Source organism: Pseudomonas sp. FA-1, from assembly GCF_056856075.1.
Genome location: NZ_JBWXTH010000001.1, coordinates 787868 through 812259, shown reverse-complemented (window position 1 = coordinate 812259; position 24392 = coordinate 787868). Strand labels below are relative to the sequence as shown.

At 64.1% G+C, this 24392-nt stretch carries 24 protein-coding genes; 11 read left to right on the top strand and 13 right to left on the bottom strand.

Translation table 11 applies throughout. The features are described from left to right. Positions 1-22: 22 nt before the first annotated feature. On the bottom strand, positions 23-2788 hold the full coding sequence (gene polA, locus AC1MHZ_RS03760) for a DNA polymerase I (RefSeq protein WP_482966023.1): 2766 nt from the start codon (positions 2786-2788) through the stop codon (positions 23-25). Positions 2789-2863: 75 nt separating this feature from the next. Here polA and AC1MHZ_RS03755 point away from each other — a divergent pair, with 75 nt between their 5' ends. Continuing rightward, positions 2864-3151 carry a DUF2782 domain-containing protein gene (locus AC1MHZ_RS03755; RefSeq protein ID WP_043207720.1) on the top strand — a complete coding sequence of 96 codons (288 nt, stop codon included), beginning with the start codon at positions 2864-2866 and terminating at the stop codon, positions 3149-3151. Positions 3152-3220: 69 nt separating this feature from the next. After that, positions 3221-4171, top strand: coding sequence for a homoserine kinase (locus AC1MHZ_RS03750; protein WP_482966022.1), 951 nt, complete (start codon positions 3221-3223; stop codon positions 4169-4171). A 104-nt stretch (positions 4172-4275) separates the two neighbouring features. Here AC1MHZ_RS03750 and AC1MHZ_RS03745 read toward each other — a convergent pair whose 3' ends face one another. Then, positions 4276-5229, bottom strand: a complete 954-nt coding sequence (locus tag AC1MHZ_RS03745; RefSeq protein ID WP_324811988.1) for a zinc ABC transporter substrate-binding protein — start codon at positions 5227-5229, stop codon at positions 4276-4278. Between the two features lie 18 nt (positions 5230-5247). Here AC1MHZ_RS03745 and zur point away from each other — a divergent pair, with 18 nt between their 5' ends. The 4 genes from zur to AC1MHZ_RS03725 all read left to right on the top strand — a co-directional run bounded on the left by zur (position 5248) and on the right by AC1MHZ_RS03725 (position 8113). Beyond that, positions 5248-5733, top strand: coding sequence for a zinc uptake transcriptional repressor Zur (gene zur / locus AC1MHZ_RS03740; RefSeq protein WP_084855184.1), 486 nt, complete (start codon positions 5248-5250; stop codon positions 5731-5733). Then, positions 5730-6503, top strand: a complete 774-nt coding sequence (gene znuC / locus AC1MHZ_RS03735; protein WP_084855185.1) for a zinc ABC transporter ATP-binding protein ZnuC — start codon at positions 5730-5732, stop codon at positions 6501-6503. Before zur ends, znuC begins: the two co-directional genes overlap by 4 nt. After that, positions 6496-7278 (top strand): zinc ABC transporter permease subunit ZnuB, encoded by a 783-nt coding sequence (gene znuB / locus AC1MHZ_RS03730; RefSeq protein WP_465001616.1) that lies wholly within the window; start codon positions 6496-6498, stop codon positions 7276-7278. Before znuC ends, znuB begins: the two co-directional genes overlap by 8 nt. 130 nt (positions 7279-7408) lie before the next feature. Next, positions 7409-8113 (top strand): PA5502 family lipoprotein, encoded by a 705-nt coding sequence (locus AC1MHZ_RS03725; protein ID WP_084855187.1) that lies wholly within the window; start codon positions 7409-7411, stop codon positions 8111-8113. A 158-nt stretch (positions 8114-8271) separates the two neighbouring features. On the opposite strand, the gene katE is transcribed toward AC1MHZ_RS03725, so the two are convergent. Then, positions 8272-10416 carry a catalase HPII gene (gene katE / locus AC1MHZ_RS03720; RefSeq protein ID WP_324811985.1) on the bottom strand — a complete coding sequence of 715 codons (2145 nt, stop codon included), beginning with the start codon at positions 10414-10416 and terminating at the stop codon, positions 8272-8274. A 222-nt stretch (positions 10417-10638) separates the two neighbouring features. Here katE and AC1MHZ_RS03715 point away from each other — a divergent pair, with 222 nt between their 5' ends. The 3 genes from AC1MHZ_RS03715 (at position 10639) to AC1MHZ_RS03705 (ending at position 13152) form a co-directional block, all read left to right on the top strand. Then, positions 10639-11646 (top strand): methionine ABC transporter ATP-binding protein, encoded by a 1008-nt coding sequence (locus AC1MHZ_RS03715; protein ID WP_084855189.1) that lies wholly within the window; start codon positions 10639-10641, stop codon positions 11644-11646. After that, positions 11646-12317 (top strand): methionine ABC transporter permease, encoded by a 672-nt coding sequence (locus AC1MHZ_RS03710; RefSeq protein ID WP_084855190.1) that lies wholly within the window; start codon positions 11646-11648, stop codon positions 12315-12317. Before AC1MHZ_RS03715 ends, AC1MHZ_RS03710 begins: the two co-directional genes overlap by 1 nt. A gap of 64 nt (positions 12318-12381) precedes the next feature. Beyond that, positions 12382-13152, top strand: a complete 771-nt coding sequence (locus AC1MHZ_RS03705) for a MetQ/NlpA family ABC transporter substrate-binding protein (protein ID WP_084855191.1) — start codon at positions 12382-12384, stop codon at positions 13150-13152. Between the two features lie 88 nt (positions 13153-13240). On the opposite strand, the gene AC1MHZ_RS03700 is transcribed toward AC1MHZ_RS03705, so the two are convergent. The 5 genes from AC1MHZ_RS03700 to AC1MHZ_RS03680 are packed head-to-tail and all read right to left on the bottom strand — an operon-like array spanning position 13241 to position 17130. Beyond that, positions 13241-13873: an SCO family protein gene (locus AC1MHZ_RS03700; RefSeq protein ID WP_084855192.1), complete on the bottom strand. Its 633-nt coding sequence runs from the start codon at positions 13871-13873 to the stop codon at positions 13241-13243. Continuing rightward, positions 13870-14769, bottom strand: a complete 900-nt coding sequence (gene cyoE / locus AC1MHZ_RS03695) for a heme o synthase (RefSeq protein ID WP_084855193.1) — start codon at positions 14767-14769, stop codon at positions 13870-13872. The genes AC1MHZ_RS03700 and cyoE overlap by 4 nt, the downstream gene beginning before the upstream one ends. Continuing rightward, positions 14754-15827 carry a COX15/CtaA family protein gene (locus AC1MHZ_RS03690; protein ID WP_196154760.1) on the bottom strand — a complete coding sequence of 358 codons (1074 nt, stop codon included), beginning with the start codon at positions 15825-15827 and terminating at the stop codon, positions 14754-14756. The genes cyoE and AC1MHZ_RS03690 overlap by 16 nt, the downstream gene beginning before the upstream one ends. Before the next feature lie 9 nt (positions 15828-15836). Then, complete coding sequence (locus AC1MHZ_RS03685) at positions 15837-16421, bottom strand: hypothetical protein (protein ID WP_084855195.1); 585 nt, start codon at positions 16419-16421, stop codon at positions 15837-15839. Next, positions 16387-17130 (bottom strand): SURF1 family protein, encoded by a 744-nt coding sequence (locus AC1MHZ_RS03680; protein WP_084855196.1) that lies wholly within the window; start codon positions 17128-17130, stop codon positions 16387-16389. Before AC1MHZ_RS03680 ends, AC1MHZ_RS03685 begins: the two co-directional genes overlap by 35 nt. 63 nt (positions 17131-17193) lie before the next feature. Between AC1MHZ_RS03680 and AC1MHZ_RS03675 the strand changes: the two genes are divergently transcribed. Further along, positions 17194-17397, top strand: a complete 204-nt coding sequence (locus AC1MHZ_RS03675; RefSeq protein WP_084855197.1) for a twin transmembrane helix small protein — start codon at positions 17194-17196, stop codon at positions 17395-17397. 38 nt (positions 17398-17435) lie between these two features. Here the strand turns inward: AC1MHZ_RS03675 and AC1MHZ_RS03670 are convergent, their stop codons facing one another. The 4 genes from AC1MHZ_RS03670 to coxB are packed head-to-tail and all read right to left on the bottom strand — an operon-like array spanning position 17436 to position 21686. Then, positions 17436-18323 carry a cytochrome c oxidase subunit 3 gene (locus AC1MHZ_RS03670; RefSeq protein ID WP_324811967.1) on the bottom strand — a complete coding sequence of 296 codons (888 nt, stop codon included), beginning with the start codon at positions 18321-18323 and terminating at the stop codon, positions 17436-17438. 16 nt (positions 18324-18339) lie between these two features. After that, positions 18340-18906 carry a cytochrome c oxidase assembly protein gene (locus AC1MHZ_RS03665; RefSeq protein WP_084855199.1) on the bottom strand — a complete coding sequence of 189 codons (567 nt, stop codon included), beginning with the start codon at positions 18904-18906 and terminating at the stop codon, positions 18340-18342. A 10-nt stretch (positions 18907-18916) separates the two neighbouring features. Then, entirely contained in the window at positions 18917-20506 is a 1590-nt protein-coding gene (gene ctaD / locus AC1MHZ_RS03660; protein WP_324811963.1) for a cytochrome c oxidase subunit I, read from the bottom strand. A gap of 52 nt (positions 20507-20558) precedes the next feature. Next, a complete protein-coding gene (gene coxB / locus AC1MHZ_RS03655) occupies positions 20559-21686 on the bottom strand; it encodes a cytochrome c oxidase subunit II (protein ID WP_084855201.1) in 1128 nt (375 codons plus the stop codon). 376 nt (positions 21687-22062) lie between these two features. Here coxB and AC1MHZ_RS03650 point away from each other — a divergent pair, with 376 nt between their 5' ends. Continuing rightward, positions 22063-22704, top strand: a complete 642-nt coding sequence (locus AC1MHZ_RS03650) for a hypothetical protein (protein ID WP_084855202.1) — start codon at positions 22063-22065, stop codon at positions 22702-22704. Positions 22705-22797: 93 nt separating this feature from the next. Here the strand turns inward: AC1MHZ_RS03650 and AC1MHZ_RS03645 are convergent, their stop codons facing one another. Beyond that, the gene (locus tag AC1MHZ_RS03645) at positions 22798-24333 is read right to left on the bottom strand and encodes a SulP family inorganic anion transporter (RefSeq protein WP_482966021.1); all 1536 of its coding nucleotides are present in this window, start codon (positions 24331-24333) and stop codon (positions 22798-22800) included. Positions 24334-24392 lie beyond the last annotated feature (59 nt).

The following is a 24392-nucleotide window of genomic DNA, read 5'->3' as shown; positions in this document are numbered from 1 at the left end:
TACCCTGCCTTCAGGCTCCGATTCAGTGAGCTTCGTCCCAATTCGAACCAACACCTACTTCCACCAGCAGCGGAACATCCAGTTGCGCGGCGTTGCTCATATACGGGCGGATCTGTTCCTTCACCTGCTCAACCAGGTCCTCACGCACTTCCAGCACCAGTTCGTCGTGCACCTGCAGGATCACTCGCGCATCCAGGCCGCTGTCGGTCAGCCAGTTGTCCACTGCCACCATGGCGCGCTTGATGATGTCCGCTGCGGTGCCCTGCATCGGCGCGTTGATCGCCGTGCGCTCGGCGCCCTTGCGCAGTGCCGGGTTCTTCGCGTTGATGTCCGGCAGGTACAGGCGCCGGCCAAAGAGGGTTTCGACGAAGCCCTGCTCGGCGGCCTGGGCACGGGTACGTTCCATGTAGGCCAGCACGCCTGGGTAGCGAGCGAAGTACCGATCGATATAGTTCTGGGACTGCTTGCGGTCCACGCCGATCTGCTTGGCCAGGCCGAAGGCGCTCATGCCATAGATGAGCCCGAAGTTGATCGCCTTGGCGCTGCGGCGCTGGTCGGTGGTCACCTGCTCCAGCGGCACGCCAAAAACTTCGGCGGCGGTGGCGCGGTGCACGTCCAGGTCGTTGCGGAAGGCGTGCAGCAAACCTTCGTCCTTGGCCAGGTGGGCCATGATGCGCAGCTCGATCTGTGAATAGTCGGCGGCCAGCAACTTGTAGCCGGGGCTGGCGACGAATGCCTGGCGGATGCGCCGTCCCTCGGCCGTACGCACCGGGATGTTCTGCAGATTCGGGTCGCTGGAAGACAGACGCCCGGTGGCAGCCACGGCCTGCTGGTAGGAAGTGTGGATACGCCCGGTGCGCGGGTTGATCTGCTCCGGCAGCTTGTCGGTGTAGGTGCTCTTGAGCTTGCTCAGGGAGCGGTACTCCATCAAAACCGTCGGCAGCGGGTAGTCCTGCTCGGCGAGCTCCGCGAGCACGGCCTCGGCGGTGGAGGGCTGGCCCTTGGCGGTCTTGCTCAGCACCGGCATGCCCAGCTTGTCGTAAAGGATCACCCCGAGCTGCTTCGGCGAGCCCAGGTTGAATTCCTCGCCCGCCAGGGCGAAGGCCGTGCGCTCGAGCTCTGCCATCTTCACGCCCAGCTCGGTGCTCTGCACCTTGAGCAACGCAGCATCGACCAGTGCGCCTTGGCGCTCGATCTTGGCCAGCACCGGTACCAACGGCATCTCGATGTCCATCAGCACCGGCTGCACGCTGGGCGTCTTGGCCAGGCGTGCCTGCAGGGCATGGTGCAGGCGCAGGGTGATGTCGGCGTCCTCGGCAGCGTAGGGGCCGGCCTTGTCCAATGGGATCTGGTTGAAGGTCAGCTGCTTGGCACCCTTGCCGGCGATGTCCTCGAAGGCGATGGTGCTGTGATCCAGGTACTTGAGCGCCAGACTGTCCATGTCGTGGCGGGTGGCGGTGGAGTCGAGCACGTAGGACTCGAGCATGGTGTCGTAGGCCACGCCCCGCATCTGGATACCCTGGGTCGGGTCGCCACCAATGGCGCAATTGGCCAGGATGTTGATGTCGTACTTGGCGTTCTGGCCGATCTTGCCTTTGGCAGGGTCTTCCAGCAGCGGCTTGAGTGCCAGCAGCACACTGTCACGGTCCAGCTGGGCAGGCGCGCCTTCGTAGTCATGGGCCAGCGGCACGTAAGCGGCTTCGTGGGGTTCGACCGCGAACGATAGGCCCACCAGTTTCGCCTGCTGGGCGTCCAGGCTGGTGGTCTCGGTGTCGAAGGCGAACAACGGTGCCTGGCGCAGCTTGGCCAGCCAAACCTCGAAGCGTGCCTGGTCGAGGATCGTCTCGTACTTGGGTTCGGCCTTGGCCTGCGGCGCTTCCAGCGGGGCAATGGCTTCGCCCGCCTGGGCGGCGTCGCGCTGCACCTCGGCGATCCAGCTTTTGAACTCCATCTCGGTGTACAGCGCCAGCAGGGCTTCACGGTCGGGCTCGCCGCACACCAGCGCCTCGACCTCGATATCCAACGGCACATCGACCTTGATGGTCGCCAGCTCATAGGACAGGAACGCTGCGTCACGGTGCTCCTCGAGCTTGGCCGGCAGGCCCTTGGCGCCGCGGATCGGCAGGGCCGGTACCTTGTCCAGGTTGGCGTACAGCTCGCTCAGGCCGCCGCCGATACCGGTCAGCAGGCCGACTGCGGTCTTCTCGCCAACGCCAGGCACGCCGGGAATGTTGTCGACCTTGTCGCCCATCAGGGCCAGGAAGTCGATGATGTGTTCCGGGCCGACACCAAATTTCTCGTGCACGCCAGCCACGTCCAGGACGCTACCGGTCATGGTGTTGACCAGGGTAATGTGCCCGTCCACCAGCTGTGCCATGTCCTTGTCGCCGGTGGAGATGACCACTGGCCGGCCCAAGGCCGCGCTGCTGCGCGCCAGGGTACCGATGACATCGTCGGCCTCGACCCCTTCGACGCACAGCAGTGGGTAGCCCAGCGCCTTGACGCTGGCATGCAGCGGCTCGATCTGCACCCGCAGGTCGTCAGGCATGCTGGGGCGGTTGGCCTTGTATTCGGCGAACATGGCATCGCGGAAGGTGCCGCCCTTGGCGTCGAAGACCACCGCGAACAGGCTGTCCGGATACTGCTTGCGCAGGCTCTTGAGCATGTTCAGCACGCCCTTGACCGCACCGGTGGGCATGCCCTTGGACGTGGTCAGCGGCGGCAGCGCATGAAAGGCGCGGTAGAGGTAGGAGGAACCGTCCACCAGGACGAGGGGCGCTTGGCTCATGAGGAGAATCAACCTTTTCGGCAGGTCCGGCGCTAGAATAGCGGGAACAATTGACGACAAAGGGACAAGGTTATCATGCGTACACTCAATCGCCTGTTACTGCTCGGTCTGTTGGCCACCATGCCGGTCGTCACCCTGGCGGCGGAAGACGCCCCATCGGCTGATCCCGATGTGACCATTCGCACGGAAGGCGACAAAACCATCCAGGAGTACCGGCAGAACGGCTTCCTGTATGCGATCAAGGTGACGCCCAAGCACGGCAAGCCTTATTTCCTGGTACGCGCCGATGGCTCCGAAGGTAATTTCATTCGTTCCGACCAGCCGGACATGCTGATTCCGTCCTGGAAGATCTTCGAGTGGTAATCTGAGGCGTACCGTTCTTATCAACCAGGCACTTCCGGGTGGGAGTGCCCGCATGGGCTTCTTTTCATCATGTCAGTCTTCACCCCCGTGACCCGGCCTGAGCTGGAAACCTTTCTGGCGCCATACGAGCTGGGCCGCCTGCTCGACTTCCAAGGCATCGCCGCCGGTACCGAGAACAGCAATTTCTTCATCAGCCTGGAGCAAGGGGAGTTCGTCCTCACACTGATCGAGCGCGGGCCGGCCGAAGACATGCCGTTCTTCATCGAGCTGCTCGACGTGCTGCACGATGCCAACATGCCGGTGCCCTACGCCGTGCGCGACCGCAACGGCCAAGGCCTGCGCGAGCTGTGCGGCAAGCCTGCGCTGCTGCAGCCGCGGCTGTCGGGCAAGCACATCAAGGCGCCGAACAATCAGCACTGCGCCCAGGTGGGTGAGCTGCTGGCGCACATTCACCTGGCTACCCGCGAGCGCATCATCGAACGCCGCACCGACCGCGGCCTGGACTGGATGCTCGCCTCCGGTGCGCATCTGCTGCCGGGCCTGAGCCAGGCGCAGGCCGCGCTGTTGACGCCGGCACTGGATGAGATCACTGCGCACAAGGCGCAGATCCTGGCCTTGCCACGGGCCAACCTGCATGCCGACCTGTTCCGCGACAACGTGATGTTCGAAGGCACGCACCTGACAGGCCTGATCGATTTCTACAACGCCTGCTCAGGCCCGATGCTGTATGACATCGCCATCACCGTGAACGACTGGTGCCTGGACGAAGCCGGCGGCATCGACGTGCCCCGCGCCCAGGCGCTGCTGGCGGCCTATGCAGCGCTGCGCCCGTTCACCGCTGCCGAGGCCGAGCTATGGCCGGTCATGCTGCGCGTAGGCTGCGTGCGCTTCTGGCTGTCGCGGCTGATCGCGGCCCAGGCGTTCGCCGGGATGGACGTGATGATCCATGACCCGAGCGAGTTCGAGGTGCGTCTGGCGCAGCGCCAGCAGGTGGCGCTGAGCCTGCCGTTCGCCCTCTGACCTCGTCTGCTTCTTCGCGGGTGAACCCGCTCCCACAGCGCCAGCCTCGAAATGTGCGCTATCCCTGTGGGAACGGGTTTCCCCGCGAAAAGGTCTCCATCGATTTACAGCTGTTCCAGGCACCCCGCCAGGTCATTGCCCAGCTTCTCCAGCAACCGCTCATACCCCTTGGCATCCACAGGGTCGTTCCCGCCCAGGGCATCGAGCTCGGCCAACCGCACCGGCAGGCCAGCCGTCAGGGTCTCGGCCAGGCGCGGACGCAGCGGTGGCTCGCTGAATACACAGGTCTTGCCCACTTCCTGCAGGCGTTTGCGCATGGCCGCGACATGCTGTGCGCCCGGCTGCACTTCCGAGGCCACGCTGAACACCCCGGCATGGGCCAGGCCATAGGCCGCCTCGAAGTAGTCGAACGCCTCGTGGAACACGAAGTAGGGCTTGCCCTTGATGCCGGCGACGCGGGCCTGCAGGCGCTGGTCGAGGGCGTCCAGGCGCGCGACGAAGGCCTTGAGGTTGGCCTGGTAGCGGGCGGCATTGGCCGGGTCGGCGGCAGCCATATCGCTGGCCATCTTCGCCGCGATCACCCGTGCATTGGCCGACGCCAACCACAGGTGTGCATCGAGGCTGCCCGGGCGATGATCATGGTCATGGTCGTCGTGGTCTTCCTCATGGGCTTCGCCACCTTCGCCGAAGTGACGCAAATGCATGCCTTCGAGCGACTGCACCGCCACGTTTGCTTTGCTGCGCCCCTTGAGCACGCGAGGCAGGAAGCTTTCCATGTCCGGGCCGATCCAGTACAACAGGTCAGCCTCGGCGACACGCCGCACATCGGAAGGGCGCAAGGCGTAGTGATGCGGCGAAGCGCCAGGCGGGAGCAATACTTCCGGGCTGCCCACCCCGTCCTGGACCGCCGCGGCAATCTGCTGCAAGGGTTTGATACTGGTCAGCACGCGCACCTCGGCATGGGCCGAGAAGGCGATGAAAGCGACAAAAAGAGCTAGCAATCGGGACACGATGAATACTCGGCGAGCCAGAAAGGAGTAACATAATAACGTCTCCATCCAGAACCGTCGCTGCCCATGTCCATCACGCCGCTGGCCAACCGTCCACACGATCACTCCCACTGCGTCCACAGTGCGCTGGCCGAAGCCGATACCCTGTGCAACCGCCAGGGGCTGCGCCTGACCGCCTTGCGCCGACGTGTGCTGGAGTTGGTCTGGCAGAGCCACAAGCCGCTGGGCGCCTACGATATCCTCGCGGTATTGAGCGAGCAGGACGGCCGCCGCGCCGCACCGCCAACCGTGTACCGCGCCTTGGACTTCCTGTTGGAGAACGGCCTGGTACACCGTATCGCCTCGCTCAATGCCTTCATCGGCTGCAGCCACCCCGAGCACGCGCATCAGGGGCAGTTCCTGATCTGCCGCCACTGCCACGTGGCCATCGAGCTGGAGCAGGACAGCATCAGCGACGCCATCGTCAGCAGCGCCAAGGGCGTGGGCTTCACCGTCGAGACGCAAACCGTCGAGGTGGTCGGCCTGTGTGGCAACTGCCAGGGGCAAGCATGAGCGACGCGCTGATCCGCCTCGAGCAGGTCGGGGTCACCTTCGCCGGCGAGGCGGTGCTCGATAGCATCGACCTGTCGGTAGCCCCGCGCCAGATCGTGACCCTGATCGGCCCCAACGGCGCCGGCAAGACCACGTTGGTGCGCGCCGTGCTCGGCCTGCTCAAGCCGCACCGTGGCAAGGTCTGGCGCAAGCCCCGGTTGCGCATCGGCTACATGCCGCAGAAAATCCAGGTGGATGCCACCCTGCCGCTGTCCGTGCTGCGTTTCCTGCGCCTGGTGCCGGGTGTCGACCGCGCCGCAGCGCTGGCCGCGTTGCAGGAAGTGGGCGCCGAGCAGGTCATCGACAGCCCCATCCAGACCATCTCCGGCGGCGAGATGCAACGCGTGCTGCTGGCCCGTGCATTGCTGCGTGAACCGGAGCTGCTGGTGCTCGACGAACCCGTGCAGGGCGTCGACGTGGCCGGCCAGGCCGAACTGTACAGCCTGATCACCCGTCTGCGCGACCGCCATGGCTGTGGCGTCCTGATGGTATCCCACGACCTGCATCTGGTGATGAGCACTACAGACCAGGTGGTCTGCCTGAACCGCCATGTGTGCTGTTCGGGCCACCCGGAGCAGGTCAGCGGCGATCCGGCCTTCGTCGAGCTGTTCGGCCAGAACGCCCCGAGCCTGGCCGTCTACCACCATCATCACGATCACCGCCACGACTTGCACGGCTCGGTGATAGCCCCCGGCACCCATGTTCACGGAGAGCACTGCAAGCATGGCTGATTTTCTTCTCTACGCCTTGCTTGCGGGCCTGGCCCTGGCGCTGGTGGCTGGCCCCCTGGGTTCGTTCGTGGTGTGGCGGCGCATGGCCTATTTCGGCGATACCCTGTCCCACGCCGCGTTGCTCGGCGTGGCCCTGGGCCTGGCGCTGGACATCAGCCCGGCGCTTGCGGTCACCGTCGGCTGCCTGCTGCTGGCCATCCTTTTGGTCACCCTGCAGCAACGTCAGCCCCTGGCCTCCGACACCCTGCTTGGCATCCTCGCACCCAGTACCCTGTCACTGGGCCTGGTGGCCCTGAGCTTCATGCGCGATGTACGCATCGACCTGATGGCCTACCTGTTTGGCGACCTCCTGGCCATCAGCCCCACCGACCTGGCCTGGATCCTGGGCGGCAGCGCCTTGGTCCTGCTGCTGCTCGCCGCCTTGTGGCGGCCGTTGCTGGCAGTGACCGTGCATGAGGAGCTGGCGATGGTCGAGGGGCTGCCGGTAACCAGCCTGCGCCTGGCGCTGATGCTGCTGATCGCCGTGGTGATCGCCGTGGCCATGAAGATCGTTGGCGTGCTGCTGATCACCTCGCTGCTGATCATTCCTGCGGCCGCGGCACAACGTCACGCCCGCTCGCCCGAACAGATGGCCCTGGGTGCCAGCCTGCTGGGCGTCGTCGCAGTCTGCGGCGGCCTGGCCATGTCCTGGTTCAAGGACACCCCGGCCGGTCCATCGATCGTGGTCTGCGCCGCAGTGCTATTCTTGCTGAGCCTGGCGTTGCCCAAACGCTGAAAAATTCAGGGTGATCATGCAGGTACATCTGCAACCTTTTCGTGGGTAAAGGGTCTGTAAGACTTATTTTCGAGCGTGCGCACCTGGGTGTAGACTTGCTCGCTTTTTGCGCAAATAGAGAGTCGCAGGAATGAAGCCGTTCGCCTCCCGTTTTCTGCTTGTTGCCGCGTTTTCCCTGTTCCTGGCGGCCTGTTCCAGTACCCCGACCGGACCGGCCGCACCGGCCCAGGTCGATGCCTGGCAGGCATTGCAACAGAGTATCGCCAGCAACGAGTTGGCCACCGCCGAAGACCAGCTGTCAGCCCTGCAGGCCCAGTCGCCCGGTGATGCGCGCCTGGAGCCCTACCAGCGCCAACTGGCCGAGGCCTACCTGCAGCGCAGCCAGATCGTATTGCAAAAAGGTGATGTCAATGCCGCCGCCGTCGCACTGGCCCGCGCGCGCGCGCTGATGCCTCAGGCACCGGCGGTCACCGGTGGCGATGCCGTGGCCCAGGCACGCAGGGCCGAGCTGGAGAAAGCAGAAGCTGCGCTGAAGGCGGCCGAGGCCAAGCCCAAGGCCCGCGTGCTCGACCCGAGCGCCCCCAGCACCGTGGTGGCTCTGAAGACCACCGATATTCGCGCCATGCGCCGCCAGCTGGATGACATCGCCGCCGACGTGGTGAACTACCAGTGCGAGGTGGTGTTCCAGGTCCCACGCAAAGACGACGCGCCATGGCTCAAGACCTTGCTGCACAAGCGCGTGCACAAGCTCGACAGCGGGTTCGAGCTCAAGCAGCGGCATGAGATCCAGCGTGCGCTGCCGGCCCAGGTGGTGCTGGTTCCGCATCGGTCCTGACGAGTCAGGGGTGTTTTACACCATCTGATTTTGCGGAGGTTCTGTGGCAGGGGCCTTGTGTCGCGAAAGGGGTGGGTAGCGGCCCCAGGCATAATCTCAAGACAAATGCTCCCACAGGGGCAGGGTGCTTGCCTACGGAAAGCGCCCTGCCCCGGCCTTCACGCCGGAATCGCCTCGGCCATCGCCTCGCGTGCCCATACCCGGTGCTGCTCCAGCGCCTTCACGAAGCCATCCACCGCCGCCTGGTCATTGCCCAGCAGCAGGCCCGTATCCTCCTTGAGCCCCAGCGTATCCAGCAACGCCTTGCCGTCACTCGCCAGCCCCATCGGCTTGAGGTGCTTGTAGGCTTCGAGCAGGTAGTGCTTGGCCAGGCCGCTCTTGCCCAACGTCTCCAGCGCCGCCTTGCCAGCCGGCACCCACAGGCCATCTACCATTACCGACGGCATGCCTTCCATTGAGGCATCCACCGGCAACGTCTGGCCCTGGGCGGTGGTGACCGGCGCCGAGGTCGGCCCCAATACCAGGATGCGCGCACTCTTGGCCTCGAACGCCTTGACCAGCCGATCGACATCCGCACCATCGACACCATCGGCCACCAGCAAGGCGACCTTGCGCCCCTTGATGCCGACACGGCCAGGGTGGTTCATTTGACTCAAGGCCGGAGACTGTGCCGGCGTCGCCCCCTTGACCTGCACGGTACCGGCCGTGGGCGCGGGCAGGCCCAGGTTGGCGGCCACCGCAGCGGCGAGCTTCAGGTCGATATTGGCCAGGATTTCGTTGACTTCCCGAGCCCGGATGGCCTCACGCTCCACCTTGCCCAGTTCGAAGCTGTAGGCCTTGATGATGTGCTGCTGCTCGGTAGGGCTCATGCTCTGGAAGAACAGCCGCGCCTGGGAGAAATGATCGCTGAACGAGTCGCTGCGCTGGCGGATCTTGTGCGCATCGATACGTTCCTGGTAGCTCTCGAAACCACCATCCTGTGCGGCCGGCGGCGTTTCCTTGGGCCAGCCGCCATCGATGGAGTTGGGCTCGTAGGAGGTTCGGCCTTTGTCGATGGTCATGCGGTGCATGGCGTCGCGCTGGCCATTATGGTTGGGCACGATCGGTCGGTTGATCGGGATTTCGTGGAAGTTCGGCCCACCGAGGCGGCTGAGCTGGGTGTCGGTGTAGGAGAACAACCGACCCTGCAGCAGCGGGTCGTTGGTGAAGTCGATGCCCGGCACGATGTGGCCCGGGCAGAACGCAACCTGTTCGACTTCGGCGAAGAAGTTGTCCGGGTTGCGGTTGAGCACCATCTTGCCCAGCGGCGTCACCGGCACCAGCTCCTCGGGGATGATCTTGGTCGGGTCGAGCAGGTCGAAATCGAATGCGTGCTCATCCGCCTCGGCGACGATCTGTACACCCAGCTCCCATTCGGGATAGTCGCCGGTCTCGATGGCTTCCCACAGGTCACGACGATGGAAGTCGGGGTCTTTGCCACCGAGCTTCTGGGCTTCGTCCCAGAGCACCGAATGCACGCCCTGGCGCGGTTTCCAATGGAACTTGACGAAAGTCGCCTCGCCCTGGGCATTGACCAGGCGGAAGGTGTGCACGCCGAAGCCCTCCATCATTCGCAGGCTGCGCGGGATGGCGCGGTCGGACATCGCCCACATCACCATGTGCGCCGATTCCGGCACCAGCGAGACGAAGTCCCAGAACGTGTCGTGGGCCGAGGCGCCGGTGGGGACCTCATTGTGCGGCTCGGGCTTCACCGCGTGGACGAAATCAGGAAACTTGATCGCGTCCTGAATGAAGAACACCGGCATATTGTTGCCCACCAGGTCGAAATTGCCTTCGTCGGTATAGAACTTCACCGCGAAGCCACGTACGTCGCGCACCGTATCGCCTGAGCCGCGCGGCCCTTGTACCGTGGAGAAGCGCACGAATACCGGGGTGATCTTTTCCGGGTCCTGCAGGAACCCGGCCTTGGTCAGCTGCGCATGGCAGCCATAGCTCTGGAAGTAGCCATGGGCGCCGGTCCCGCGGGCATGGACGATGCGTTCGGGTATGCGCTCATGGTCGAAGTGGGTGATCTTCTCGCGCATGATGAAGTCTTCGAGCAGCGAAGGCCCACGCGCGCCAGCTTTCAGGGTGTTCTGGTTATCGGCGATCTTCACCCCCTGGTTGGTGCGCAAGGCCTGGCCGGTGGCGTCGCGGCGTACATCCTCCAGGCTTTGCAGCTTGGCGTTGGTGTTGGCGCGATCGGGGGTGTGGGTGCCCGCGAGTTGGCTTTCCTTGGGCGAATCCGGGGTCTTGCTGGACATGGTCGGCTCTCCTCAGCTGTCTACAGGCGGCCCGTTCGGGCTCGTTCAAGTAGTGACTGGCAGCCGTTCGCGAGCGTTCAATCGGATTACCGGTTGTCGCGTTATGCCCAACGGATTGGTTGAAGTCGAAATAAATGCTAAGAACAACTATGGGAACAGGCTAAAATGCGCGGCCCGGCTTACCGCTGACCCAAATTCCATGCGCCCCACAAGGTTCGCTCAGTGATCGAGTTTCAAAATGTCCACAAGACCTACCGCGTCGGCGGTAGGGATATTCCCGCCCTCAATCCGACCAGCCTGGCCATCGAAAATGGCCAGGTGTTCGGCCTGATCGGGCACTCCGGCGCCGGCAAGAGCACCTTGCTGCGCCTGATCAACCGCCTGGAAGCGCCCACCGGCGGCAAGATCATCGTCGACGGCGAGGATGTCACCGCCTTCGATGCCAACCAGTTGCGCCGCTTCCGCCAGCAGGTCGGGATGATCTTCCAGCACTTCAACCTGCTGGCCTCCAAGACCGTGGCCGACAATGTGGCCCTGCCGTTGACCCTGGCTGGCGAGTTGTCGCGCGCCGAGATCGACAAGCGCGTGGTCGAACTGCTGGCCCGCGTGGGCCTTTCGGACCACGCCAAGAAGTACCCGGCCCAGCTCTCCGGCGGCCAGAAGCAACGCGTCGGCATCGCCCGTGCGCTGTCCACCAACCCCAAGATCCTGCTGTGCGACGAGGCCACCAGCGCGCTCGACCCGCAGACGACCGGGCAGGTCCTGCAGTTGCTGGCCGAGATCAACCGCGAGCTGAAGCTGACCATCGTGCTGATCACCCATGAGATGGACGTGATCCGCCGGGTCTGCGACCGCGTGGCGGTGATGGATGCCGGGCAGATCGTCGAGCTGGGCCCGGTGGCGGATGTGTTCCTGCACCCACAGCACCCGACCACCAAGCGTTTCGTCCAGGAAGACGAGCAGGTCGACGAGAGCGAGCAGCGCGACGACTTCGCCCATGTACCGGGCCGCATCGTGCGCCTGACCTTCCAGGGCGACGCCACCTACGCACCGCTGCTGGGCACCGTGGCCCGCGAGACCGGCGTGGACTACAGCATCCTGGCCGGGCGTATCGACCGCATCAAGGACGTCCCCTATGGGCAGCTCACGCTCGCCGTCACCGGCGGCGACATGGAAGCGGCGTTCGCGCGCTTCAAGGCAGCTGATGTTCATATGGAGGTACTGCGTTGATGGACGCCCTGAATTTCTTCGCCAACGTCGACTGGGCCGAAATCTGGCTGGCCACCATCGACACCATGATCATGCTGTTCGGCTCGCTGTTCTTCACCGTGCTGCTGGGCCTGCCCCTGGGCGTGCTGCTGTTCCTCTGCGGCCCGCGGCAGATGTTCGAACAGAAGGGCGTGTACGCGCTGTTGTCGCTGGTGGTGAACATCCTGCGCTCGCTGCCGTTCATCATCCTGCTGATCGTCATGATCCCGATCACCGTGCTGATCACCGGCACCTCGCTCGGTGTCGCCGGCGCCATCCCACCCTTGGTGGTGGGCGCCACGCCATTCTTCGCGCGGCTGGTGGAAACGGCCCTGCGTGAAGTGGACCGTGGCATCATCGAAGCCACCCAGTCGATGGGCGCCACCACTCGCCAGATCATCATGAGTGCCCTGCTGCCAGAGGCCCGCCCGGGCATCTTTGCGGCCATCACCGTCACCGCCATCACCCTGGTGTCCTACACCGCCATGGCCGGTGTGGTCGGTGCTGGCGGCCTGGGCGACCTGGCCATCCGCTTCGGCTACCAGCGTTTCCAGACCGATGTGATGGTGGTCACCGTGGTGCTGCTGCTGATCCTGGTTCAAGTCCTGCAGAGTGTCGGCGACAAACTGGTGGTGCATTTTTCCCGTAAGTAACCCCAATGGGGTCGGCCTGGCCGACCCGTTCGGGGGCCGTCGCGGCCCTCACAAGGAGTGATCAATGAAGAAACTGCTTGCTGTTGTCGCCGCTGTCGCGGCCTTCTCGGCCAACGCCGAATCCCTGACCGTCGCGGCCACCCCGGTACCCCACGCCGAGATCCTCAACTTCGTGAAGCCGCAACTGGCCAAGGAAGGCGTGGAGCTGAAGGTCAAGGAATTCACCGACTACATCCAGCCCAACGTACAGGTTGCGGAAAAGCGCCTGGATGCCAACTTCTTCCAGCACCAGCCGTACCTGGACGAATTCAACAAGGCCAAGGGCACCGAGCTGGTAAGCGTCGCCGGCGTGCACCTGGAGCCGCTGGGCGCCTACTCCAGCAAGATCAAGAAGCTCGACGAGCTGCCGTCCGGCGCCACCGTGGTCATCCCCAACGACGCCACCAACGGCGGCCGTGCCCTGTTGCTGCTGGACAAGGCCGGCGTGATCAAACTCAAGGACAACAAGAACATCCTGTCGACCGTTAAAGACATCACCAGCAACGACAAGAATCTGAAGTTCCGCGAGCTGGAAGCGGCCACCATCCCGCGTGTACTGACCCAGGTCGACCTGGCACTGATCAACACCAACTATGCGCTGGAAGCCAAGCTGAACCCGGAAAAAGACGCCCTGGTCATTGAAGGCAGCGACTCGCCGTACGTGAACATCTTGGTGGCCCGCCCGGACAACAAGGACTCCGCCGCCATGAAAAAACTGGCCGATGCCCTGCATTCGCCAGAGGTGAAGCAGTTCATCACCGAGAAGTACAAAGGTGCGGTGATTCCGGCGTTCTGAGCCGATATCCAGAGGGGCCGCCTTGCGGCCCCATCGTGGGGCAAGCCCTCTCCCACAGGTTCGGCGCTGCCCCGCGATGTGTTTGGACTCAATCGCGCTTGACCAGCCCTGGCAGTTGCGCCACCAGTTTCTGATTGTTAACCGGCGCGCGAATGAAGCCACGCTGGCGCCCGTCCGGCCCGACGATCGCCAGGTTGCCGCTGTGATCCACGGTGTACCCAGGCTTGCTGGTATCGGCCGGGATGAACGGAATGCTCAAGGCATTGGCCAGCGCCTGGGTATCCTCGATCGACCCCGTCACCCCGACGAAATCCTTGTCGAAATATCCCAGGTACTGCTTGAGCTGGTTCGGCGTGTCCCGGTTCGGGTCAACGCTCACCAGCACCACCCGCAGACGGTCGACCGTCTCCTTGGGCAGCTCGCTCTTCACTTGACGCAGCTGGGCCAGGGTGGTCGGGCAAATGTCCGGGCAGTAGGTGTAGCCGAAGAACAGTAGCGACCATTTGCCCTTGAGCGCGTCCAGCGCCACCGGCTGACCATCCTGGTCGGTCATTTTCACGTCCGGCACGGTACGGCTCTGCGGCAGGAGAATGATGCCAGCATCGATCAGCTCGGCCGGGTTCGCCTGGCCGCGATCATTGAGTACCTTGTTGACGGTCAGCCCGAGGATCAGGGCGACCACGGCAACGAGGATGAAGACGGTTTTCTGGGTTCGGGTCATAGGCTCGGCAACAGGTAGTGGTCCAGGAGCAGCGCGATGAACAGCAGGAACAGGTACACGATGGAGTACTTGAAGGTGCCGATCGCGGCGTGCGGCTGGGTGCCACGGTACAACACCCAGGCCCAACGGACAAAGCGCAGGCCAAGCGCCAGGGCACAGGCCAGGTACAGCAGGCCGCTCATGTGGATGACGAACGGCAGCAGGCTCACCGCCAGCAGCACGAAGGCATAGAGCAGGATGTGCAGCTTGGTGTAGCGCTCGCCATGGGTCACCGGCAACATGGGGATATCCGCCTTGGCGTATTCTTCCTTGCGGTGGATGGCCAAGGCCCAGAAATGGGGGGGTGTCCAGGCGAAAATGATCAACACCAGCAGCAGCGGCTCGGCGCTGACATGCCCGCTCACCGCCACCCAACCGAGCAAGGGCGGCATCGCGCCCGCCAGGCCGCCGATCACGATGTTCTGGGGCGTGGCCCGCTTGAGAAAGCCCGTGTAGATCACCGCATAACCCAGCAGAGAGCCCAGCGTCAGCCAGGCGGTCAGGGCATTGGTGAACACCAGCAGCACTGCCATGCCCAGCAACGCCAGGGCCAGGGCGAACGCCAGCGCCGGCACTGGTGCGACCCGGCCCTCGGCCAGCGGGCGTTTGTGGGTACGCGCCATCAATGCATCGATGCGCCGGTCCAGCACATGGTTGACCGCCGCGGCTCCACCTGCGCACAGCGCGATGCCGAGGTTGCCGAACACCAGAACGGTCCAGGGCACGCCGGCGCGGGTGGCGAGGAACATGCCCACCAGGGATGTGATCAGCATCAGCACCACCACCTTCGGCTTGGTCAGCTCCAGGTAGTCGCGCCAGCTGGCCTGTCGCCGGCCTTGATCTAGAAGCGTCGCCACGACTCATGCCTCATCTGTGGAGTGATCGCCACGCCAGCCACCGGTGTCAGGCGCCAGCCGTGGCCCACGCGGACCTTGTCGACCACACGGATGCGGTAGTTGACCAACACCATGCACAGCAGCAGCAGGGCGCCACCGGCGTTGTGTGCCACCGCAACGCCCAGGGGCAGGTGCAGCAGTACGTTGCTGATGCCCAGGCCCACCTGCACAGCCAGCGCCAGCAACACTAGGCGCGCCAGCGCGGTAAGGCCATTGCGATGCAGTTTCCAGCTGAGCATCAGCAGTACCGCGACCACCATCAGGGCACCGAGGCGGTGGCTGATGTGGATGGCCGTGCGCGCATCGCTGTCCAGTTGCCCGCCCAGGTAGTTGGGCCCTACGTGCTGGGTCAGGTGGAAACCGTTGCTGAAATCCGCCGCTGGCCACCACTGGCCATGGCAGGTCGGCAGGTCGATGCAGGCCACCGCCGCGTAGTTGGCGCTGACCCAACCCCCCAGGGCGATCTGCCCGATCACCACCAGCAAGGCCAGCGCCGCGATCCGACGCAGGCTCAGGGGCAGCTTGGGCAATGGCGCAAAGGCCCGAGACAGGCGCAGCGACAACAGGAACAACAAACTCAGCGTGGTAAAGCCCCCCAGCAGATGGGCCGTGACCACCTGGGGCCAGAGCTTGAGCGTGACCGTCCACATTCCGAACGCCGCCTGGGCGAGCACCACACCGAGCAACAGCAGCGGCAGGCGATAGGGCTGGCCATCGCGGGCATGGCGGCGCACGGCCTGGAACGCCAGCAGGGCGATCACTGTCGCCAGGGTGCCGGCGAAATAGCGATGGACCATCTCTGCCCAGCCCTTGGCCTGCTCAACCGGATGGTCCGGGAAGCGCAGCTCGGCATGGGCAAGCTGCGCTTCGGTCTTGGGCACGCCGATGAAACCGTAGCAACCTGGCCAGTCCGGGCAGCCGAGGCCGGCGTGGGTGAGGCGAGTATAGGCACCGAGCAGGACGACCAGCAGTGCCAGCAGGGTGGCGAACACAGCGAGGCGGTATCCGGGTCTGGCCATGGGGGCCTCCTAGCCGATGTTGGACAGCTTGAGCAGGTGCCGCAGGTCGTCGAGCACATGCTTGCCGTTGACCTTGGCGTCGTAGCGCAGCACCAGGTTGCCATGGGGGTCGACGATCCACAGCTGCGGGCCGGGCGTACTGACGTTCTGGCCGTAGCGCTGGGTATCCAGCGAATAGCGCTGCAACTGCGGGTACTCACGGCCGAGCAAGGCTTGGTAGTCGGCTGCCAACGGTTGCGCCGTGGCCAGTGCATGGCTGGCACGGGCGGCATCCCGGCCCAGGCCGATCTGGATCTGCCGCGCCAGGTACACCAGCTGTTGGCAATCCGCAGCACAGGCCGACGGCGCACTGACCAGCAGTTGCCAGCGCGTCTCCTGGGCGTCGATGCCGATATCGCTGCGGCCCTGGCCGTTGCCGATCATCTGGCCGTGATAGCTGCGGCCGTCCGGCACCCAGAACTTGAGCTTGTACATGCTGGTGGCGAGGATCATCGGCCCCAGCACCACCAGCAGGATCAGGATCAGTTGCAAACGCCCGCGCGCACGGGGTTTGCCGCGTTCAGGCATGTCCAGTGGACTCGTTGCGGCGCCCATGGTCGTTCTCCTTTTTCTTGTCATGCCAGCCGAAATAGAGGAAGAGCAGCACCAGTGCCGTGGCCAGGGCAAACCACTGCACGGCGTAGCCCAGGTGCTTTTCCGGGCCCATGGCGACCACCGGCCAGTCCAGTCGATAGCTGGCGGGGCCTGGCTCCAGACGCAGTTCATGGGCGAAACCTTCACGCCCCAGTTGTTGCCACAGCCGGGCCGGGTCGATGGCGGTCAGCAGGTGCGGCCATTGGCCGCCCACCGGGTCGGGGTGCAGTTGGAAGGTGGCGCCGGGAGCGACATAGACCGCGGCGTCTAGGGCCAGGGCCTGGGCGGGTGTGTCGAATTGCACGGGCTCGCGGCGGTCCGGCCAGGGCAACCAACCGCGATTGACCAGCAGCCACAGCCCGGACGCCTGGTCATGGAAGGGTTGCAGCAGCTCGACGCCAGCCCGGCCATCGCGCATACGATTATCCAACAGCAGGCTGTGCTCGCCGTCGAAGCGTCCGTACAGGTGCACGCGACGGTAGGCTGGGTCAGGTACCTGCGCCAGCTGACCGCTGGCCAGTGGCGCTTCGACACGGCGCTCGGCATGGATGGCCAGCAGAGCCCGCTTCTCGTCGGCACGCCCCAGTTGCCAACAGCCGAGCGCGATCAGCCCTGGCAGTAGTGCGAGCACCACCAGAGTTGGTACCACGCCTGGGCGAAACGGCCTCACTGCGGCCTCGCCAGGCCGATCGCTATACTGATGTTCATCACTGCATCCCCCCGGAGTTTCGCCATGCTCAAGGCCGCGATTGTCCTGATGCTGTTGGCCACCATCGCCAGCCTGTTCAGCGGCCTGGTGTTCCTGGTCAAGGACGACGACCAGTCGACCCGCTTGCTCAAGGCCCTCACCGTGCGTGTCACCCTGGCCACCTTGACCATCGCCCTGGTGGCCTGGGGCCTGATCAGCGGCCAGCTGGTCTCCCACGCCCCCTTCTGACCATGTGGCCCAGCTGCGGCCCTATCGCCGGCACAGGCCTAAAGCACATACACGAAGATAAATAGCCCCACCCACACCACATCCACGAAGTGCCAATACCAGCTCGCCGCTTCGAAACCGAAGTGCTTGTCCGGGTCGAAATGCCCGCGCAGCACGCGGCAGAACATCACGATCAGGATCAGCGTGCCCAAGGTCACGTGGGCACCGTGGAATCCCGTGAGCATGAAGAAAGTCGCGCCGTAGATCCCTGAGCCCAGCGTCAGCCCCAGCTCGGTGTAGGCCTCGTGATACTCGTAGGCCTGCAACGCAAGGAACGAAAGGCCCAGCAGGATAGTCAGCCCCAGCCACAGCTTCAGCGTGCCGCGATGGTTGTTGCGCAACGCATGGTGGGCGATGGTCACCGTCACGCTGGAGCTCACCAGCAGGATGGTGTTGATCAGCGGCAGGTGCCACGGGTCGATGATCTCTTTCGGTGGCGGGAACAGCTTCGGGTCCGGTGTGTGCAGCAACGGCCAGGCGAACTCGAACGTCGGCCAGAGCATATGGGCGATGCCCTTGTGCCCCTCGCCACCCAGCCAAGGCCCGGCCAGCACCCGCACGTAGAACAGCGCGCCGAAGAACGCCAGGAAGAACATCACCTCGGAGAAGATGAACCAGCTCATACCCCAGCGGAACGAGCGGTCCATCTGTGCGCTATACAGCCCGGCACGGCTCTCCTTGACCACCGCACCGAACCAGCCGAACAGCATGTAGGCCAAGAACAGCGCGCCGATGAAAAAGATCAGCGGCCCATGGGACTCGGGGTGGCCGGCCTTGAGGTCGTTGAACCAGGTACCCAGGCCAAACACCGTGATGAACATGCCGATCGTCGCGATGATCGGCCACTTGCTCTGCGCCGGGACGTAGTAGTGCTCGTGACTTGCCATTGCTGTTCTCCTTCCCTTAACGGGCGCCCTGGTCGTCCTGGGCCGCGACATGGGCGACCGGCGGGTGGCGAGCGGTGATGTCGAACAAGGTGTAGGCCAGTGTCAGGTGCTTCACACTGGCCGGCAGGTCGCGGTCGACGATGAACCGCACCGGCATCTCGATGCGTTCGCCTGGCTGCAGCACCTGCTGGGTGAAGCAGAAGCACTCGGTCTTGTGGAAGTACGCCGCAGCCTCGGCTGGCGTGATACTGGGGATCGCCTGGGCGCTCATGGGCTTGTCGGTCGGGTTGCGAGCCACGAAGACCATCTGGTTGACCGCCCCAGGGTTGACCTCCAGCTGGTCGGCCGTGGCGTGGAACTCCCAGACCATGTCGCTGGCATTGGTCGACATGAACTGCACCCGCACCGTGCGCGTCGGGTCGCTGACCTGGCTGCCCTCGTATTGCCCGCCGGTCTTGCCGTTGATGCCGAACGCCTTGCACATCACGTCGTAGATCGGCACCAGGGCGAAGCCGAAGGCGAACATCACCACCGTCAGCATCAGCAGGCGCGTGACCAGGCGCTTGAGCGAGAGGCCGTTCATAACCCCGGCCCTACTTCACTTCCGGCGGGGTCTGGAAGGTGTGGTAGGGCGCCGGCGAAGGCACCGACCACTCCAGCCCGTCGGCGCCATCCCAGGGCTTGGCCGGTGCCGGCGCGCCACCGCGGATGCACTTGATGACGATGAACAGGAAGAAGATCTGCGTTGCGCCGAACATGAAGGCACCGATCGACGACACCATGTTGAAGTCGGCGAACTGCAGGTTGTAGTCCGGAATGCGCCTCGGCATGCCGGCCAACCCCACGAAGTGCATGGGGAAGAAGGCCAGGTTCATGCCGATGAACGACAGCCAGAAATGCAGCTTGGCCAGGGTTTCGTCGTACATGTGCCCGGTCCATTTCGGCAGCCAGTAGTAGGCCGAGGCGAAGATGCCGAAGATCGCCCCCGGCACCAGTACGTAGTGGAAGTGGGCGACCACGAAATAGGTGTCGTGGTATTGGAAGTCCGCCGGGGCGATGGCCAGCATCAGGCCGGAGAACCCACCGATGGTGAACAGGATGACGAAGGCGATGGCAAACAGCATCGGCGCCTCGAAGGTCAGCGAGCCCTCCCACATGGTGCTGACCCAGTTGAACACCTTTACGCCTGTAGGTACGGCGATCAGCATGGTGGCGTACATGAAGAACAGCTCGCCCACCACCGGGATGCCGACCACGAACATGTGATGGGCCCAGACGATGAACGACAGGAAGGCAATGGCGCCGGTGGCATAGACCATCGAGGTGTAGCCGAACAGCGGCTTGCGTGAGAATGCCGGGATGATCGAGCTGACCGCGCCGAATGCCGGCAGGATCATGATGTACACCTCGGGATGACCGAAGAACCAGAACACGTGCTGGAACAGCACAGGGTCGCCGCCCCCGGCCGCACTGAAGAAGCTGGTGCCGAAATGGATGTCCATCAGCATCATGGTCACCACGCCGGCCAGCACCGGCATCACCGCGATCAGCAGGAACGCGGTGATCAGCCAGGTCCAGACGAACAGCGGCATCTTCATCAAGGTCATGCCAGGTGCGCGCAGGTTGAGTACGGTGGCGATCACGTTGATGGCGCCCATGATCGAGCTGATGCCCATCAGGTGGATGGCGAATATGAAGAAGGTCACGCTGGCCGGAGCATAGGTGGTCGACAGCGGGGCGTAGAAGGTCCAGCCGAAGTTCGGCCCGCCGCCGGGGCTGAACAGGGTCGAGACCAGCAACAGGAAGGCCGCCGGCAGCAACCAGAAGCTGAAGTTGTTCATCCGTGGCAGGGCCATGTCCGGCGCGCCGATCATCAGCGGGATCATCCAGTTGGCGAGGCCGACGAAGGCTGGCATCACGGCACCGAACACCATGATCAGGCCGTGCATGGTGGTCATCTGGTTGAAGAACGCCGGTTCCACGATCTGCAGTCCGGGCTGGAACAGCTCGGCACGGATCACCATGGCGAAGGAGCCGCCAAGCAGGAACATGGCGAAGGCGAACCACAGGTACATCGTGCCGATGTCCTTGTGGTTGGTGGTCAGCACCCAGCGCATCAAGCCCTTGGCCGGGCCGTGGGCATGGTCGTGGCCTTGGGCGTGGTCGTCGATCACTGCACTCATGTCCTGTCTCCTGCAATCCGGTGGCTGGCGCGGGAATACCCTTCGGCCCGGTTCATTGGCCTTCTGCCTGCTTGAGCGCCAGCACGTCCTTCGGCGTGACCATGTCACCCTTGTTGTTGCCCCAGGCGTTGCGCTCGTAGGTCACCACGGCGGCGATGTCGACTTCCGACAGCTGCTTGCCGAACGCGGCCATGGCAGTGCCTGGCTTGCCGTGGAAAACAATGTTCAGGTGGTCTTCCTTGGGCCCGGTGGCGATCTTCGAGCCCTTGAGCGCCGGGAACATCGGTGGCAGGCCCTGGCCTTCGGCCTGGTGACAGGACACGCAGGTGGTGTGGTAGACCTTGTCGCCTCGTTCGACCAGCTCTTCAAGGGTCCACTCCTTGCTGGTCAGCTCCTTGAGCTTGGCCGCCTCGGCCTTGCGCTCGCCGAGCCAGGTGTCGTAGTCGGCCTTGGATTTGACCTCGACCACCACCGGCATAAAACCGTGGTCCTTGCCGCACAGCTCGGTGCACTGGCCGCGATAGATGCCGGGCTTTTCGATACGCGTCCAGGCCTCGTTGACGAAGCCGGGGATGGCGTCACGCTTGACCGCGAAGGCCGGCACCCACCAGGAGTGGATGACATCGGCGGCCGTCACCAGGAAACGCACCTTGGCCCCGACCGGCAGTACCAGCGGTTGGTCGACTTCGAGCAGGTAGTGCTCGTCCTTGGGGGCCTGGTTGTGGATCTGTTCGGCGGGCGTGGCCAGGTTGCTGAAGAATTCCACGTCCTGGCCCAGGTACTTGTAGTGCCACTTCCACTGGTAGCCGGTGACCTGGATATCGATGTCCGACTCGCTGGCATCGTAGATGTCGATGAGGGTCTTGGTGGCCGGAATGGCCATGGCCACGAGAATCAGGAAGGGAACCACCGTCCAGAGGATTTCCACCCAGGTGTGCTCGTGGAAATGCGCAGGCTCCTGGCCCGTGGAGCGGCGGTGGATGACCATCGACCAGAACATCGCACCGAACACGACGATGCCGATGACCACGCAGATCCAGAAGATGGTCATGTGCAGGTCGAACACGGCGTTGGAAACGTCCGTCGCCCCCGGCGCCATGTTCACGGTCCAGGCGGCATGCGCCTGGCCAAACACCAACCACAACAGGAGGCCCATCCAGACATGTGGATGTCGCATCATTGCGGGTTCCCCTTATCGTTCTTGTTGTCCCGGAGGCGTGGACGACCTTACGGCTAAGGAGGGGTGGGTGGCCAAGACTGCCTGGCTTCGACGACCGAGCCCCTGCAAACGGCAGTCGGGCCTCATCAACGAATCACGTTCACCGGGAGTATAGACAGCGACCAACGGCACGCAACGACCGCCATGAAATCAACTTCATCGATTCACGCAATCGTTTGAAAGCCTTGCGGTTATTGGGGTGGAGCAAAATGATGGCACATTGATATAACCACACTGGCAAACGTGCCTCAGGGTTATAACAAATGCGTCTTAGGCATTCTCACAACCGAGCTAATTTAGTGTCTTCCGTTTGTAACGCCTTGTCCCTGGAGTTGTCATGAACATCGCTGCTGTCCGCGAGCAGATCACCCACGCCCATCAACACGAGGGCCAGACTGGCCAACTGAAACAGCGTCTGGAACAACAACTGCCGCATCTGCATCCTTCGATCCATCTGCCCGAGCAGGATGCCCAGGGTACCTTGGCGCGTTTCGTCAGCGCCTACATCGACCAGGTTCCAGAGCTGCTGGAGGCCGCCCATGACGTGGCCCGCGAAGCTGGCATCGAGTCACAGATCACGCCGGTGCTGAAAATCGCCGAAACCTATTTCCTGCAACCGCCCAGCGTCATGCAAGGCCATGTCGGCCTGGATTGCCTGCTGGACGAAGCCTACCTGGCCCATCGCCTGGTCGAAGAAGTCAACGACCTGTACATCCGCCACTTCCAGCAGCCGCTGATCCCGGTGGATACCACCGTGGCCAACCTGATCGCCCATCAGCTGATCGGCGAAACCTTTGCCAACCAGCTCGATGAAGTAGTGCACCATTCGGTGGACCAGATGCTCGATGACGAAAGCTTCGCCGTCGAGTCGGTGGAAGCCTACCGAGAGAAACTCTGCAGCCCCGAGACCGGCGCCGCCTGGAAGCGCTGGCCATGCCTTTCCCGTCAACTGGGCGTGGAGCTCGGCCAGCCGGCCTGACGCATTCGCGGGTAAACCCGCTCCCACAGGGCCAGCGTTAACCCTGTGGGAGCGGGTTTACCCGCGAACGGGCCGCAAAGCGGCCCTCTTGCATCAAGCCCCAATACCCGCCGTCGTGCGCAGGCGCCCCTCGACTCGCCGCTTGAGCCTGTGCTGCTCGATCACCAAGCGAGAACCCTTGGCTGCATTGCTGCGCCCCCAGTCCTCCAGCAGCTCGATGCAGGAGTGGTCGATATAGCTCAGGTTGCCCAACGGCACGTGCAGTGTGGTCCCTTGCGGCACGGTTTCCAGCACCTGGGTCAACGCCGGCACCTTGAGGAAGGTCGCGGCGCCACTGAGCCGCAGCTCCATGTGCCCTGGCTCTTCCAGGGTAGCCAGGTTGATCTTCAGCCGCGCCGCCTTGAGCGCCAGTTTCAGCAAGGTCAGGGCGAACCCGAGCAGCACGCCGGTCAGCAGGTCGGTGAAGATGATCGCCAGCGCCGTGGCCGCATAGGTGAACATCGGCATACGGCCATACCGGCCCAACCCTCGGAACGCCTTGAAATCCACCAGTTTGATGCCGGTATACACCAGCACGCCGGCCAGGCTGGCCACGGGGATCTGCTGCAGCACGCTGCTGAGCGCCACCACGAAAGCCAGCAGCCACACGCCATGGAAAATCGCCGACCAACGCGTCTGGGCACCGGCCTGGACGTTGGCCGAGCTGCGCACAATCACCCCGGTCATCGGCAACGCGCCCAGCACACCGCAGAGCATGTTGCCTAGCCCCTGGGCCGACAGTTCACGGTCGAAGTCCGAGCGTTGGCCACTGTGCATGCGGTCCACCGCGGCGGCCGAGAGCAGGGTTTCGGCGCTGGCGATGAAGGCCAGGGCGAAGGCGGCGACCAGGAGGCCAGGGTCGGCCAGCTTCAACAAGTCGTCCGGGCGCAGCCAGTCAATGGCTTCGGAGAGGTCCGCCGGCACCTGCACACGGTTCACCGGCAGGGCCAGCCACAGGCTGACGGCGGTCATCGCCGCCACTCCCAGCAAGGCCCCGGGAATGAAACGCAGGCGCTGTGGGCGCCGGCGCTCCCAGCTCCACATCAAGGCGATGGTCCCAAGGCCCAGGGCGCCAGCCTGCCAGCCATTACCCGCATTCTCCAGCGGCAGGGCCGCAGCCACCGTCGCCGGAAAGCCCAGCAGGTTCTGCACCCCAGATGGCTGGGGCGCGCTGTCGAACATCACATGCACCTGGGACAATACGATCAGCACGCCGATTCCGGCGAGCATCCCGTACACCACGGCAGGGGCAGTGACGCGGAACCAGCAGCCCAGGCGCAGGCGCCCGGCCAATAGCTGCAACAGGCCAGCGAGCAAGAGGATCGGGCCCAACATGGCCATGCCATGCTGGCGCACCAGCTCGAATACCAGCACCGCCAGGCCCGCGGCCGGGCCGCTGACCTGCAAGGGCGAGCCCGCGAGGAAGCCGACCACGATGCCACCGATGATGCCCGTGATCAGCCCCTTGGCCGGTGGCATGCCTGAAGCGATCGCAATGCCCATGCACAAGGGCAGGGCCACCAAAAAGACCACTACCGATGCCAACAACTCACGCGGCAGGGCCGCTTTGATCTGTGTCTTGTTCACCATGAAGCTCCTTTCTCGATACGCGGCCAGTCCGCCAGCCGCAGGCACAGGGAACCCCGACA

What these genes read in the sequence shown, in the direction of transcription:
- AC1MHZ_RS03675 (WP_084855197.1), top strand. Translation starts at nt 17,194, where the DNA reads ATGCTCAAGGCCGCGATTGTCCTGATGCTGTTGGCCACCATCGCCAGC.
- AC1MHZ_RS03705 (WP_084855191.1), top strand. Translation starts at nt 12,382, where the DNA reads ATGAAGAAACTGCTTGCTGTTGTCGCCGCTGTCGCGGCCTTCTCGGCC.
- znuB (WP_465001616.1), top strand. Translation starts at nt 6,496, where the DNA reads ATGGCTGATTTTCTTCTCTACGCCTTGCTTGCGGGCCTGGCCCTGGCG.
- AC1MHZ_RS03755 (WP_043207720.1), top strand. Translation starts at nt 2,864, where the DNA reads ATGCGTACACTCAATCGCCTGTTACTGCTCGGTCTGTTGGCCACCATG.
- AC1MHZ_RS03645 (WP_482966021.1), bottom strand. Translation starts at nt 24,333, where the DNA reads ATGGTGAACAAGACACAGATCAAAGCGGCCCTGCCGCGTGAGTTGTTG.
- AC1MHZ_RS03670 (WP_324811967.1), bottom strand. Translation starts at nt 18,323, where the DNA reads ATGGCAAGTCACGAGCACTACTACGTCCCGGCGCAGAGCAAGTGGCCG.
- AC1MHZ_RS03685 (WP_084855195.1), bottom strand. Translation starts at nt 16,421, where the DNA reads ATGGGCGCCGCAACGAGTCCACTGGACATGCCTGAACGCGGCAAACCC.
- ctaD (WP_324811963.1), bottom strand. Translation starts at nt 20,506, where the DNA reads ATGAGTGCAGTGATCGACGACCACGCCCAAGGCCACGACCATGCCCAC.
- katE (WP_324811985.1), bottom strand. Translation starts at nt 10,416, where the DNA reads ATGTCCAGCAAGACCCCGGATTCGCCCAAGGAAAGCCAACTCGCGGGC.
- AC1MHZ_RS03650 (WP_084855202.1), top strand. Translation starts at nt 22,063, where the DNA reads ATGAACATCGCTGCTGTCCGCGAGCAGATCACCCACGCCCATCAACAC.
- znuC (WP_084855185.1), top strand. Translation starts at nt 5,730, where the DNA reads ATGAGCGACGCGCTGATCCGCCTCGAGCAGGTCGGGGTCACCTTCGCC.
- AC1MHZ_RS03690 (WP_196154760.1), bottom strand. Translation starts at nt 15,827, where the DNA reads ATGGCCAGACCCGGATACCGCCTCGCTGTGTTCGCCACCCTGCTGGCA.
- AC1MHZ_RS03745 (WP_324811988.1), bottom strand. Translation starts at nt 5,229, where the DNA reads ATGGAGACGTTATTATGTTACTCCTTTCTGGCTCGCCGAGTATTCATC.
- AC1MHZ_RS03700 (WP_084855192.1), bottom strand. Translation starts at nt 13,873, where the DNA reads ATGACCCGAACCCAGAAAACCGTCTTCATCCTCGTTGCCGTGGTCGCC.
- AC1MHZ_RS03725 (WP_084855187.1), top strand. Translation starts at nt 7,409, where the DNA reads ATGAAGCCGTTCGCCTCCCGTTTTCTGCTTGTTGCCGCGTTTTCCCTG.
- AC1MHZ_RS03710 (WP_084855190.1), top strand. Translation starts at nt 11,646, where the DNA reads ATGGACGCCCTGAATTTCTTCGCCAACGTCGACTGGGCCGAAATCTGG.
- AC1MHZ_RS03750 (WP_482966022.1), top strand. Translation starts at nt 3,221, where the DNA reads ATGTCAGTCTTCACCCCCGTGACCCGGCCTGAGCTGGAAACCTTTCTG.
- AC1MHZ_RS03665 (WP_084855199.1), bottom strand. Translation starts at nt 18,906, where the DNA reads ATGAACGGCCTCTCGCTCAAGCGCCTGGTCACGCGCCTGCTGATGCTG.
- coxB (WP_084855201.1), bottom strand. Translation starts at nt 21,686, where the DNA reads ATGATGCGACATCCACATGTCTGGATGGGCCTCCTGTTGTGGTTGGTG.
- polA (WP_482966023.1), bottom strand. Translation starts at nt 2,788, where the DNA reads ATGAGCCAAGCGCCCCTCGTCCTGGTGGACGGTTCCTCCTACCTCTAC.
- zur (WP_084855184.1), top strand. Translation starts at nt 5,248, where the DNA reads ATGTCCATCACGCCGCTGGCCAACCGTCCACACGATCACTCCCACTGC.